The 13315-nt window shown below is 57.0% G+C and carries 9 protein-coding genes; 6 read left to right on the forward strand and 3 right to left on the reverse strand.

The genetic code is table 11. The features are described from left to right. Window positions 1-17: 17 nt before the first annotated feature. A complete protein-coding gene (locus ACSEXS_RS08110; protein ID WP_438432657.1) occupies window positions 18-1703 on the forward strand; it encodes a VWA domain-containing protein in 1686 nt (561 codons plus the stop codon). Between the two features lie 34 nt (window positions 1704-1737). After that, window positions 1738-2877, forward strand: a complete 1140-nt coding sequence (locus tag ACSEXS_RS08115; protein WP_438432658.1) for a toxic anion resistance protein — start codon at window positions 1738-1740, stop codon at window positions 2875-2877. Window positions 2878-2976: 99 nt separating this feature from the next. On the opposite strand, the gene ACSEXS_RS08120 is transcribed toward ACSEXS_RS08115, so the two are convergent. Then, window positions 2977-3858, reverse strand: a complete 882-nt coding sequence (locus tag ACSEXS_RS08120) for a helix-turn-helix transcriptional regulator (RefSeq protein WP_438432659.1) — start codon at window positions 3856-3858, stop codon at window positions 2977-2979. A gap of 142 nt (window positions 3859-4000) precedes the next feature. Here ACSEXS_RS08120 and ACSEXS_RS08125 point away from each other — a divergent pair, with 142 nt between their 5' ends. Then, complete coding sequence (locus ACSEXS_RS08125; RefSeq protein ID WP_438432660.1) at window positions 4001-5968, forward strand: glycoside hydrolase family 31 protein; 1968 nt, start codon at window positions 4001-4003, stop codon at window positions 5966-5968. A gap of 134 nt (window positions 5969-6102) precedes the next feature. Here the strand turns inward: ACSEXS_RS08125 and ACSEXS_RS08130 are convergent, their stop codons facing one another. Continuing rightward, window positions 6103-8130, reverse strand: coding sequence for a beta-galactosidase (locus ACSEXS_RS08130; protein ID WP_438432661.1), 2028 nt, complete (start codon window positions 8128-8130; stop codon window positions 6103-6105). A gap of 145 nt (window positions 8131-8275) precedes the next feature. Here ACSEXS_RS08130 and ACSEXS_RS08135 point away from each other — a divergent pair, with 145 nt between their 5' ends. Both ACSEXS_RS08135 and ACSEXS_RS08140 read left to right on the forward strand, forming a co-directional pair. Beyond that, a complete protein-coding gene (locus ACSEXS_RS08135) occupies window positions 8276-9112 on the forward strand; it encodes a helix-turn-helix transcriptional regulator (RefSeq protein WP_438432662.1) in 837 nt (278 codons plus the stop codon). A gap of 319 nt (window positions 9113-9431) precedes the next feature. Then, a complete protein-coding gene (locus tag ACSEXS_RS08140) occupies window positions 9432-9920 on the forward strand; it encodes a hypothetical protein (RefSeq protein ID WP_438432663.1) in 489 nt (162 codons plus the stop codon). Window positions 9921-9971: 51 nt separating this feature from the next. On the opposite strand, the gene ACSEXS_RS08145 is transcribed toward ACSEXS_RS08140, so the two are convergent. Next, window positions 9972-10820, reverse strand: coding sequence for an AraC family transcriptional regulator (locus ACSEXS_RS08145; RefSeq protein WP_438432664.1), 849 nt, complete (start codon window positions 10818-10820; stop codon window positions 9972-9974). 208 nt (window positions 10821-11028) lie between these two features. Here ACSEXS_RS08145 and ACSEXS_RS08150 point away from each other — a divergent pair, with 208 nt between their 5' ends. Further along, on the forward strand, window positions 11029-13314 hold the full coding sequence (locus ACSEXS_RS08150; protein ID WP_438432665.1) for a beta-L-arabinofuranosidase domain-containing protein: 2286 nt from the start codon (window positions 11029-11031) through the stop codon (window positions 13312-13314). Window position 13315 lies beyond the last annotated feature (1 nt).

Here is a 13315-nt window from a genome sequence, read left to right on the forward strand (position 1 = left end):
CGAGGGAGGGATGCCGGATGAAAAAGGGGAAGGCGTTTGCCGTATTGGCGGCGATTGCCGTGGTGGTTTTTGTTCTCGTCTATGCGGGCATCAAGGTGACGGCCAATCTGGGCAAGGACCGCGCACAGGTCACGCAGGAAAATGCGTCGGAGCGGCTCGGCAAGCTGTACAAGGGAATTACCGTGGAGACCGCCGAGCCGGTAAAGGGGCAGATCGATCTGGACCCCGCTAACGTAGGAGATTCGCTGCCCGACATTTCCAAGTTCGCGGTATCGGTGGAGAACTCGACGGATGCTTTCATCGAAATCTTTTCCTCCACCGAAAAGTCGGGAACCGGCAACGACGGCTGGCTGAACGAGGTGGCGGCCGATTTCAACAAGGCGGGCATTCAGGTGAACGGGAAGGCCGCCTCCGTCAAAATCCGCAATATCGCTTCCGGAACGGCCGCCGATTACATCCGGTCCGGCAAATACGTTCCCGACGCCTACACCCCCTCCAATGAGCTGTGGGGCGAAATGGTGAAGGCCCAGGGGGTGAAGGCGGAGCTGATCGCGCCCAAGCTCGCGGGCAATGTCGCCGGCGTGGTCATGGCGAAGGCCAAGTATGATGCGCTCGTCGATAAATACGGAGCCGTGAACCTCAAGACGATCACCGACGCTATCGCCGACAACGAGCTGGCGATGGGGTATACCGATCCGTTTGCCAGCTCGACGGGACTCAACTTCCTGATGACGGCGCTGCAAACCTTCGACCGCTCGAATCTGCTCGGGGAGAAGGCCGTACAGGGCTTTGAACGCTTCCAGGCTAACGTGCCGTTTCTGGCTTCAACCACCCTGCAGATGCGGGATGCCGCCAAAAGCGGCATGCTCGACGCCTTCGTGCTCGAATACCAGATCTATGCCAACGCTTCCGAATTGAAGAGCGGCTACGTGTTCACCCCGTTCGGGGTGCGGCATGACAGCCCGCTCTACGCCCTCGGCGACCTGCCGCAGGAGAAGCGGGAGATCGCCAAGAGGTTCGCCGAGTTCGCCTTGCAGGCGAAGTACCAGGATACGGCGAAGGCGATGGGCTTCGGCGGTCTGGACAGCTACCGCGCCGAGATGCCGGCGGCGGACGGGAACACGCTGATCGCGGCCCAGAAGCTGTGGAAGGAGAAGAAGAACGGAGCCAAGCCGATTGCCGCGGTGTTCGTGGCGGACGTCTCGGGCAGCATGGCGGGCGAGCCGCTTAATCGGCTGAAGGAATCGCTCATCAAGGGACAGAAGTACCTGGGCCGGGACAACAGCATCGGCCTCGTGTCTTATTCGAATGATGTGTCCATCCGCCTGCCGATCGCCAAGTACGACGCCAACCAGCAGTCGATGTTCGTCGGCGCGGTGGAGGGCCTGCAGGCGGAAGGAGGCACCGCCACCTTCGACGGCATTCTCGTGGCGATGAAGATGCTCCAGGAAGAGATCGCGAAGAATCCCGGCGTGAAGCCGCTGATCTTCGTCCTGAGCGATGGGGAGACGAACCAGGGGCACTCCCTGAACGACATCCGCGGGCTCATCGAGACGTTCCGGATTCCCGTCTATACGATCGGCTACAATGCGAATATCAAGGCGCTTCAAAGCATATCGAGCATCAATGAGGCGGCCAGCATCAATGCCGATACCGACGATGTAGTGTACAAGATCGGCAACCTGCTGAACGTCCAAATGTAGAAGGCATCACCATCAAGCCCAGGGAGGGAAGGCCATGTCGTTTTCCATGGAAGTGGTCAGTCCGGAGCAGTTGAAGGCGGCGATCGAGGAGGAGGTCAAGCCGGAGCCGGCGGAGGTAACCCGGCTGAAGGAGCAGGCGGCCGCCAATGTGGCGAGCATTCTGAATATGGACGTCGAAGCGCTCGACCAGCGGCGTCAGGTGCTGGAGTCGATCGACAGCTTCGGAGCGGGGACCCTGCGCTCCTCCGCCGAGAAGAATTCGCTTTTGCAGGTAGCCGTCGGCAACCTGGCGAAGACCGGGGATGAAGGAGGGCAGGTGGCCAAGGGCTTGACCGAGCTGCAGCTCCAGCTCAAAGACCTCGATCCGAGCGTGGTCGATTTTGCCAAGAGCGGCTTCCTCGGTAAATTCTTCAATCCGCTGAGAGCCTATTTCGCCAAATTCCAGAAGGCCGATGCCGTCATCTCCGATATCATTGCATCTCTGGACAAAGGCAAGGCCGTTCTGAAGAACGACAACACGACCCTGGAGCTGGAGCAGCAGGCGCTGCGCGAGCTGACCAAGAAGCTGCAAAGGGAAATCGAGCTCGGCGCGCTGATGGACCAAGAGATCGAACGGCAGGTGGAAGTCGCCAAAGCGAGGGGCGAATCCGAGGACAAAATCCGCTTCATTACGGAGGAAGTGCTGTTTCCGCTCCGCCAGCGGGTCATGGACATGCAGCAGATGCTTGTGGTCGACCAGCAGGGGATCATGGCGATCGAGGTAGTCATCCGCAACAACAAGGAGCTGATCCGCGGCGTCGACCGGGCCCGCAACGTCACCGTGTCCGCGCTGAAGATCTCGGTGACCGTGGCGAGTGCGCTCTACAACCAGCGAATCGTTCTGAAGAAGATCGAGCTGCTCAACCAGACGACCGATACCCTCATCAGCGGCACGTCGCGGATGTTGAAGGAACAGGGAACCGCCATTCACAAGCAGTCGCTGGAGACGAGCATCTCCGTTGACACCTTGAAGCAGGCTTTCGCGGATGTGCTCTCCGCATTGGATTCGGTCAGCACCTATAAGCAGCAGGCGCTGCCGAAAATGCGGGAAACCATCCAACAATTCCGGGAGATGGCGGACAGCGGCGAACAGCAGATTCAGCGGCTGGAGAAGGGCAAGGCGCTGGGGCTGTAAGCCCGGATAGGCGAGTCCATACCCTTGTTGACCTGGCCTGAGCCATTTTCGGTTGAGAGGTAACAAAACCGGCAGGGGAGACCCTGTCGGTTTTCTTCGTTAGGAGTAGGCGATTCCTTTCATGTGCTCAGTCGGAGTATGGGTTTTGTACTTCTTGAATATCCTTCCAAAGTAAGTGGTGCTGGTGTATCCAACCTTCAAGGCAACTTGCTCAACCGAATAAATTCCGGTTCTCAGAAGTTGATCGGCCTCATGGATTCGCAGCAGATTGACATACTCCAGCAAGGTTTTTCCGGTTGCCTTCTTAAATAACGTACAGAAGTAATTGGGGCTGACGCAGCACATTTGCGCAGCTTTTTCGATTGTGATGGGCTCGTGAAAATGCTGGCTTAGGTGGACAAGCAGGGGTTGAATGGCGGTTTGAGGTTTGGTTGACTTGGAATCGCTTAATGACCTTAATTCATATTGAAAGGCAACTCCCAGAGCGGAGAACAAGGAAGATTTGATGAGCAACTCATATCCGAATCTTTTCTCCTGGAAATCCTTGGCCAGTTTTACGATGGCGGAATGAATGGGAAACGTTCCGGCTTGTTCGGCCAGATAGAAAGGCGGCAAATGAATCTCATGATGGAGTAAAGGCTGAATGTATTGGGTCTCCGTACTGTCAAGAGAGCTATTTCGAAGCAAGGCGTCATGGAAGACGACGGCATACAATTCACTATTTTCATCAATGGGAAAGGCCGAATGGATCTCTCTCGCATTAACGAAGATAGCATCGCCTTCCCGCATATCTTCGAATCGGTTATCCACTTGAACACGGAAGCTCCCTTTCGTAACAGCGATCCATTCCAAGTACTCATGCCAATGGGGAGGAATGATCTGATGATAGCCCCGGTGCAGGTGGAAAATATTGATGGGGAATGTGAAATCGGGGATGTCCGTATGTTCTTTTTGTGACAGAGAGTTGCAGGCGCTCTGCATAACGTACAGCCTCCTGGAGAAATCGTAATATCGTATGAAAACTTCGGAATTATCGCGGTAGATATGCCATTTTTACCACAATATAATAACCTTGTACACTCCTTTGATTACCCCATTACCCAGAACAACGGAGGCCTGTGAGATGTTTCGTTCCGAAAATTCCCGGTTGATTAGAGAGTATGATCATGAACAATTATGGATTGAGCCATGGGGAGATCATGCACTCCGCGTACGAGCCTCTTTTTCAGCCATTTCAGAAGAAGATTGGGCGCTTCTTCCCGCACCTCCATCTAAACCGATTATCGCCATCGATTCGGATTGTGCCACCATAACGAATGGTAAAATCAAAGCCGTAATTGCACGCAGCGGTCAAATGACGTTTTATAATCAAAAGGGCCAAATCTTACTTCGCGAGAGTGAGCATACCTACCAACTCAAATATGGCGGCCGCGAACTGATCGCCCATCCGGGAAGCAGCGATTTCAATCTCACCCTTCGGTTGGAATCCGATCCTACAGAGAAGCTATACGGCATGGGTCAATACCAACAACCCTTTCTTAATCTAAAAGGCTGCCAAGTGGAACTTACCCATCGTAATTCACAATCCAGCGTTCCCTTTGTCATGTCCGATCTTGGATATGGCTTTCTGTGGAACAATCCGGCAATCGGTCGAGCTCATTTTAACTTGAATATAACGGAGTGGAGCGCCCCTTCTACGAAGCAACTGGATTATTGGATCACCGCAGGGGACAAGCCTGCCGACATCGAGGAAGCCTATGCTTCCGTCACGGGAAAAGTTCCAATGATGCCGGATTACGGGATGGGGTTTTGGCAATGCAAGCTCCGTTACCGGAATCAGGAGGAACTATTGGAGGTTGCCCGCGAGTATAAACGGAGAAATCTGCCGTTATCGGTTATCGTCATTGATTTCTTCCATTGGACCAATCAAGGGGATTGGAAGTTTGATCCCGAATACTGGCCGGATCCCAAAAAGATGGTTGAGGAACTAAATGAGATGGGGATCGAGCTCATGGTGTCCGTATGGCCGACCGTGCAGACGGAGAGCGACAATTACCAAGAGATGCTGGAGAGGGGGTACCTCCTTCGCTCCGACCGTGGTGTTCGCACCCAGTTTCAGTTCCTCGGGCAAAATGCTATTTTTGATGCGACAAACCCGGAAGCGCGCCGTTACCTCTGGAGGATTATCAAGAAAAATTACTATGATCATGGCATAAAGATGTTCTGGTTGGATGAGGCGGAACCGGAGTTGACCGTCTATGATCATGATATCTATCGCTATCATATCGGTTCGAGCAAGCAAGTGGGGAATATCTATCCTGCTCGATATAGCCAAACCTTCTATGAAGGAATGGAGGCGGAAGGTCAAACGAACATTATCAACCTGGTTCGCACGGCTTGGGCGGGCAGCCAGCGATTCGGCGCTCTCGTCTGGTCGGGCGATATTGCATCGACCTTTGAGGTGTTCCGTTATCAGGTAGTGGCCGGACTGAACATGGCGATTGCCGGTATCCCTTGGTGGACGACGGATATCGGTGGATTTCATGGAGGCGATCCGGACGATCCTTCCTTCCGGGAGCTGATCGTGCGCTGGTTTCAATACGGCGTCTTCTGCCCGGTGTTCCGCCTTCATGGTGACCGCAAGCCGTGGAATGCTCCTGTTGGAACCTCCGGGGGAGGGTTGTGTCCCAGCGGCGGTCCGAATGAAGTGTGGAGCTATGGAGAAGAGGCTTACGAAATAATGGCAAGCCATCTACATCTGAGGGAACGTCTTCGCCCTTATCTTACCGAGCTGATGCAGCAAGCCCATAATAAGGGTACGCCGCCGATGCGGCCTCTGTTCTATGACTTTCCGGAAGACAAGAAGGCGTGGGACGTGGACGACCAATATATGTTCGGGCCGGATTTACTCGTGGCGCCCGTTTTGTATGAAGGGGCAAGAAGCCGAAGCGTCTATCTGCCGGCTGGCTCCGTCTGGACGGATGCCTATATCGGCATATCCTATGAAGGTGGAACCACTATAACCGCCGATGCTCCATTGGAGAGGATTCCCCTGTTCCTAAGGGACGGTGCGAAGCTTCCGATCCGCTAGAAGAGAGGTTGCCACACACCGCGCGACAACTCCCTGGCTTTAAAAAGAGCGAATCAAGACCGGAGCCTCAGCTCCGCTTGATTCGCTCTTGCCGTATTGTGTGCCCCGTATCCGGTCCGCGGGAAGCTCGCGCTTTAGACGCCTTCCGCTTCCAGCAGGATCTGGACGCCGTAAGGAGAAAGTGCGGCTTGGTCGCAGATGGCCTCGCCCGACAAGGCATCTACGTACCGGCCTTGAAGCTTCACCAACGCATCCGTGTTGGCGTGGTTGAGCAAGACCAAGTAGCGGCGTCCGTCGGCCGCTCTCCGGGACACCGCCTCCACGCCGGCAGCCGCCTGCGGCGGAATGGCTCCGGCAATGCCTTCCTGCTCCAGAATGTACCCGAGCAGCCGTTCGGCTGCCGCATCGTCCAGGTCGCAGCCGACATAGTAGACGCGGCCCTGGCCGAACCGGTTGACGGTGACGGCCGGGGTTCCCGCGTAGTAATGGCCGGCGTAGTCGGCCAGCGGCTCGGCGCCGGTGAGCTTCAGCACGTCGCACCACTGGGCAGCCGTGCCTTCTCCGAAGACGCCGGCGACAGGCACCGTCCGGCCGAAGTTGAGCGAATCGAATTCCTCCAGCTCGACGCCTGCCAGCTTGCGGAACAAGCCGGGGAAGGTCTTCTCCGTCATCCGGTTGTTCCAGGTTCGGGTACCCGAACGGAAGGTGAGGACGAGCGAGCCGCCCCGGGCGACGAAGGCTTCGCATTTCGCGGCGATCTCTTCGGTTACCAGGTTGAACACGGGCATCATCACGAGCTTATAAGGCGAGAGGTCCGTGTGAATGCCAGTGACGTCCAGCCCAACCTGGCGGCGCGCGGCGGCTCGATAATATTGGTCGAGGAGCGCGCCGTAGGAGAAACGCAGGTTGTGCGGCTGGGCGCGGTGGCTCCATTCGTTGTCGTAGCTCTTAATGAGGGCCGTCCGGTTCGGGTTGGCCGCGCCGACGAACAGGCCGGAGAGCTTCTCCAGTTCCTCGCCGATTCCCGCGATCTCCCGGTACCGCCGGCGGCCGATGCCGTCGTGATCGAGAATCCCGTGCCAGTATTGCTCAATGCCGAACAGGCAGGCCCGCCAGCGGAAATAGACCATCCCCTCGGCACCGTGGGCGAGGGCCTGGTACGTCCACAGCCGGAGCTGACCGGGCTCGGGCGTGTCGCCCATCGCGTGCCAGCCGCAAGGTCCGCTCTGCTGCTCCATCATCCAGAAGTTGCGGTTCTTCACGCCGCGCATCAGGTCATGGGCCATGGCTACGCTGGCCGGGGAAGATTTGCCCCACATGTTGTTCGGGTAGTTGTCCCAACTGACGACGTCGAGGTCCTCGGCGAGCTTGTAATAATCCAGCTCGCTGAAATGCCCCATGAGGTTGTGGGTGATCGGCAGCTCGCTGAAGCGGCGGATTTCGTCGATTTGCAGCCGCTGGTAATCCGCCGTCGCGTCGGTGAAGAAGCGCTGGTAATCGAGCTGCAGCCCGGGGTTGTGGTTGAAGGGAGTGGTCATCCGGGCGCCGCCGCCGTTCTGGCTGAAGCCGTCGCTTGCCGCATAGGCGGGGAGGATGATCTCGTCCCAATCGCGGTAGGTCTGGCTCCAGAACACCGTGCCCCATTCCTCGTTCAGCTTGTCGATGCTGCCGTATCTCAGCGCGAGCCATTCGCGGAAGGCTTCCAGGTCGCTTTGGCAATAGCAGGCGCCGCCGAACTCGTTGTCGATCTGCCAAGCGTCGACGGCGGGATGATCCCGGTAATGCTCGGCCATCGCCCGCACGATCCGGCGCGAATACTCTCGGTAGACGGGATGATTGACGCAATAATGGCGGCGGGTGCCGAAGCCCTTCGTCAGGCCGTGCTCATCCACGGGGTACATGTCGGGCCGCTTGTCCATCAGCCATTTGGGTGCCGCGGCGGTAGGCGTTCCGAGAATAATCCGGATTCCCTCGCGGGACAGCGTGTCGATGGCGCGGTCCAGCCAGGCAAAGTCGAAGACGCCGTCCTCGGGCTCCAGCTTGGCCCAGGCAAACTCCGCCAGACGAACCACATTGATCCGCGCTTCCTTCATCAGGCGAGCGTCGATGGCCCAACGCTCCTCCGGCCAATGCTCCGGGTAGTAATCGACCCCGAATTTCACTTGCGTCATCCCCTTATCGTGATAATGTGTTACGATTATGCCAAGCAAGAGCCCAGGCGAGTTCATTATAAAACGGCCCTTCGCCCGGGTAAATCACAGGATTTTGACCGCGATATCACGATTATGCTTTTTCGGAGGAATGCAGGTGCGCATCCATCATTTTTTGGCTCCGCCACGGTTCGGCCGCTTCGTCTGCTATCCGGAATCGTTCGGTCACTATGCGGGCGATTCCTCCCACAGCGAGCATCGGCTGGCCGGGCAAATGGCGGCCTATAACCTGCACATCGTGCGCAGCGGCAGAGGCGTGGTGCAGAAAGGAGACCGCTTGGAGGCGCTGGAAGCGGGCTCCGGCTTCCTCTTCGGCCCGGGCCTTGAGCAGCGCTATTACGCCGATGAAGCCGATCCTTGGGACGTTCGCTGGGTTCACTTTACAGGGCCGGCGGCGGCCGAGCTATTGGGCGAGAAGGGCCGAGCCGAGCCGTGGCTGTTTAGTTGGAGAGAGGCGGAGCGGGTGGACCGCATCTGGGACGAGATGCTGGCTCTCGGCGTTCCGGCCCTGCACGGAACGGACGAGGCCCGACTGTCGGCGCAGCTCTATGAGCTGGTCGCGGTTCTCGCGCTGCTGGGCGGGAATGAGCGGAGCGAACCGGCGGCGGGCGGCCGAAACCGCATCCTGGGAGCGGCGGAGTGGATACGCGCCCACAGCGCCGAGCCGCTGACGCTGCCGCGCATGGCGGCGGAGGCGGGCTACAGCATCTCTCACTTCAGCCGACAGTTCGCCGCGCTGTTGGGCCGGACGCCTATCGAGTTTTTGACCGAGTGCCGGATTGTACATGCCAAAGCCCTGCTGGCTTCCACGGACCGGAGTGTGAAGGCGGTCGCCGAGCAGGTGGGGTTTGCGAGCAGCGCTTATTTCATCCATCGCTTCCATCGGGCGGAAAAGGTCACGCCGGAGCAGTTCCGCCGGGCGATGGGGAGGTAACGGTTGTTATTGACATCCGTTGGGGTAGCCCGGTACGATAACGGAGAAAACCGCCCGATGCGCAGGAGAACGGGAATTTCCGGCGGGATCGAGTCACCTACCGGCTGACCGATAGCGGCAGGCAGGAATGGAACCATTGGATGGAATCCGACAACGAGAAGGCTTCGAGCCGTAATGAATGTTTGCTGAAGCTGTTCCTGTCCACGGATCGGAACGCCGGCAGATCCTGGCGGTGCTGGACCTCGGCATTCGCCGGAACCGGCTCTATGTAGATTGGTGCAAGGAAAGGCTGAGCGAGTAGAGGGGATTGGTTGGACGAATGAACGGACTCATGGACTATTTCGGACAGAATTTCGGGTTTTCTTGGAGGGGGCTGCTGGCGGCGGTGCTGGTCATGCTGCCCAACCTGCTTTTTGCGGTGCGGAGTCCGAAGTCCATGCCGGCCAACTTGCAGAGCGCTGGAACCGTCGTCGAAATTCTCGAAAACGGCTCGAGAATCGCAACTATGGCGGGCTTTGTCCTGCTGACCAAACAGGGGCACGGCAGCCCCCTGTTTTTGGGCCTTGGTCTGGCTGCGCTAACCCCTTACTATGGAATGTGGATTCGCTATTTCTTCACAAACCGCCCGTTCGCAAGCTTGTTCACGGAGAAGTTCTGGGGAATGCCGCTGCCGATGGCGGTGTTTCCCGTGCTGTTTTTCTTCTTCATGGCGTTATGGCTGGAGAGCCTGCCGCTCGTCGGGATCATCGCCGTCTTCGGCGTTTGCCATCTATGGAATTCCTATGCAACCTTAAAGCAATTGCCGTGAGGGGCGCGACCGATCAGCCGCCTTTTTCAACCGCGCCCGGCGCGGTTTTTTTTATTTGTAAAAAAGCAGCCGATTGGCGTATACGTTCCGATATTCCGATGGGGTCAGTCCGGTCGTTTTCTTAAACGTTTTCATGAAAGGGTGGCTGTCCGGGAACCCCAACTGCTGGGAGATCTCATTGATCTTTCGGTTGGTATCCGTGAGCAGAAACTTGGCGGCTTCCATCTTTTCCTGCAGGATGTACTGCTTCAAGGAGATACCGCCAATCGATGAAAATAAACTCGACAGGTGCTTGGCATTGTAACCGAAGTGCTTCGCCAGCTCGGCAACCCGCAGGTTTTCTTGCCGGTTCCACTTGATATAATCCACGATATCGTTATAGAGCTGCTGCTTCCGCGGCTTTTCCGATTGGTTCTGAACGAAGAACATCTGGTTATACAGCTCGCACAAGATACCCGTAGTCAGATAATGGTTCAACGTTTGTTCCCCGTAGCTCCGTATGGAATCCTGCAGCTGCTTCATCATCACGATCAGCTTTTCGGGACTCCGCAGCCTACCGGTTTGGGGAAGCACGATGACCCCCGGCTCGTAGACGTGCCGGCTCTCGTCCGTCACCATCGTTTCCTCTTCCGGAGCGGTAAAATGCAGCCAGTAAAAGCTGCAATCGGACCCCTGATAGCCATGCTGATGAGCTCGGGGAGGCATCAAGAGAAACTCGCCCTCCTTCAAGGCATAATCCTCGTGGCCGCTCGAGAGATACAGCTTACCGCGGGTCTGCACGATCAGCTCGAAGTCCATGAGGATGCGGCTCATGTGCTTCCATTCGGGAGAGGGAGACTCAAACTTCCCGGTCATCTCCAGCCTAACCGGACCGGCTACCCGGAACCGATAGTGTTCCATGGATCTTGCCTCCTGCGAAATCGGACTTTTTCACCCTATTCTGAACATGATCTTACCAGAAACCATCCGAAATTTGAATATGCTCGAATGGAAACCCCTGCCTTTTTGACACATAATCCAACCTTCTGTTATTTCTCGTCCAGGCGGAAACCGATATGCTTGATCTGTCTCCTCGCGAGAACAGCGCTGCATGGGAAGGGGTTTTTGGATGATGGAGTGGAAGAATGCGGTTGTGCAAACGGCAGCCTTGTGCGATTTTGACCTGAACCGGGTTACGCTGACCGGAGATTACCCGATGAATGCGTTTCAAAAGGAGTTGGCCTACTTAACAAGGTTTGACCCGGACCGCCTGCTGGCCGGGTTCCGGGAAGTCGCCGGGCTGCCGGCGAAAGCCAAGGTGTATCCCGGATGGGAGGATACCGAAATTCGCGGACACACCCTGGGACACTATCTGAAGGCATGCGCACAGGCTTATGCGCAGACCGGCAGTCCGGAGATTCTGGCGAAGCTGGACTATCTCCTCTCCGAGCTGGCCGCCTGCCAATTGGAGAGCGGGTATTTGTCGGCGTTTCCCGAGACGCTGTTCGATAACGTAGAGAATCGAAAGCCGGCGTGGGTTCCGTGGTATACGATGCACAAGATCATCGCCGGGCTGATCGAGGTCTATCAATCCACCCGCATTCAGACCGCTTATGACGTCGCAGACAAACTCGGGGATTGGGTGGCGGCCCGCACGTCCCGCTGGACGGAGGAGCTGCAGGCCACGGTGCTTGCGGTGGAATACGGCGGGATGAACGATTGCCTCTACGACCTGTATCGCCTGACGGGAAAACGCGAGCATGTGGAAGCCGCTCATCGGTTCGACGAGATCCCCTTGTTCGAGAGCCTTTGGCAGGGCCGCGATATCTTGCAGGGCAAGCATGCCAATACGATGATCCCCAAGTTTATCGGCGCCCTGAACCGGTACCTGACTCTGGGTGAAAGCGAGGTCTTTTACCGCGAGGCGGCCGAAAGGTTCTGGGAACGGGTTGTGTTCCATCACAGTTATGTCACGGGCGGGAACAGCGAATCCGAGCACTTCGGGGAACCGGACATCCTGGATGCCAAGCGCTCCGATATCACCTGCGAGACCTGCAACAGCTACAACATGTTGAAGCTGACGCGGGAATTGTTCAAGCTTACCCGAGATGCGAAGTATGCCGAATTCTACGAGACCACCTACTTCAATGCCATCTTGTCCTCCCAGAACCCGGATACGGGAATGACGATGTATTTTCAGCCGATGGCAACCGGGTACTTCAAGGTATACAGCTCTCCCTTTGAGCATTTCTGGTGCTGCACCGGCACGGGCATGGAAAGCTTCACCAAGCTGAATGACAGTATCTATTTCCATTCGGACCATGAAATCTATGTCAATCAATATATCGGCAGCACGCTGGATTGGACCGATCAAAAGGTGCGAATCGCACAGACGACCGACCTTCCCCTCACCGATAAGGTGCGTTTGTCGATCGCCGTGGCCGACGGACATGAGCGGCGCTTTGCCTTGATGCTGCGGCTGCCGCAATGGACGGGTGGCGATCCCGAGATCGCCGTGAATGGAACGGCTGTTCCTCCCACGATGGTGGACGGCTACCTCGCCATTGAGCGAGCTTGGAAGGACGGAGATGAGGTTCAGCTTCGGCTTCCGCTGCGTGCCGCTTATTCCAGTCTGCCGGACGCGCCGAATGCGGTCGCTTTCCGTTACGGACCGCTCGTCCTCAGCGCCGGATTGGGCAAGGAGGACTGGGTCGAATCCAAAACGGGCGTCAACGTCAGCATTGCGACCAAACGGATGCCGATCAAGGATTTTATCATTCCCCAAGGAATGAGCGTGCGGGAGTGGTTTGACGGCTTTGAAGGGAATTTCATCCGAAGGGATGGCGAACTGGCCTTCGTCCTCCGCCACACCGATGAAGAGGAACTATTGATTTTCACGCCCCACTACAGGCAACATGAGGAAAGATACGGAATCTATTGGAGATTCGTGGAGGCTGATTCGGAGGAACTGCAGGAGCATCTGGAGAAATCCCGGCAGGAGCAGCGCCTCAAGGAAATTACCATCGACAGCGTGCAGGTGGGCAATGATCAATATGAGTTGGAGCATCGGATCGAGGGCGAGAGGACTCACTCCGGCACCTGGGAGGGCTTGAACGGAAGGAGAGCGGAAGCCGGGGGCTGGTTCCAGTATGACATGAGCGTTGAACCCGGCATCCGGAGCGGCTTGTCCGCCACCTTCAACAGCGTCCACCGGAACAGGAGCATGGAGGTCTGGATCGACGGCAACCGGCTCGCAATCGAAACCTTCCCGGACGAGTGGAAACGGAATTTCTTTGAAAAGACCTACGAAATCCCTCTGGAGTGGACCCGGGATCGGAAGGCCGTCAAGGTGAAATTCGTTCCCATCGGAGCGGGCAACGGCCTTTATGGCATTCTACGGACCGTAAGGCTGTAGA

It is taken from the genome of Gorillibacterium terrae (assembly GCF_051594785.1).
Classification (GTDB): Bacteria; Bacillota; Bacilli; order Paenibacillales; family NBRC-103111; genus Gorillibacterium.

What these genes read in the sequence shown, in the direction of transcription:
- ACSEXS_RS08110 (WP_438432657.1), top strand. Translation starts at nt 18, where the DNA reads ATGAAAAAGGGGAAGGCGTTTGCCGTATTGGCGGCGATTGCCGTGGTG.
- ACSEXS_RS08125 (WP_438432660.1), top strand. Translation starts at nt 4,001, where the DNA reads ATGTTTCGTTCCGAAAATTCCCGGTTGATTAGAGAGTATGATCATGAA.
- ACSEXS_RS08115 (WP_438432658.1), top strand. Translation starts at nt 1,738, where the DNA reads ATGTCGTTTTCCATGGAAGTGGTCAGTCCGGAGCAGTTGAAGGCGGCG.
- ACSEXS_RS08140 (WP_438432663.1), top strand. Translation starts at nt 9,432, where the DNA reads ATGAACGGACTCATGGACTATTTCGGACAGAATTTCGGGTTTTCTTGG.
- ACSEXS_RS08150 (WP_438432665.1), top strand. Translation starts at nt 11,029, where the DNA reads ATGATGGAGTGGAAGAATGCGGTTGTGCAAACGGCAGCCTTGTGCGAT.
- ACSEXS_RS08145 (WP_438432664.1), bottom strand. Translation starts at nt 10,820, where the DNA reads ATGGAACACTATCGGTTCCGGGTAGCCGGTCCGGTTAGGCTGGAGATG.
- ACSEXS_RS08120 (WP_438432659.1), bottom strand. Translation starts at nt 3,858, where the DNA reads ATGCAGAGCGCCTGCAACTCTCTGTCACAAAAAGAACATACGGACATC.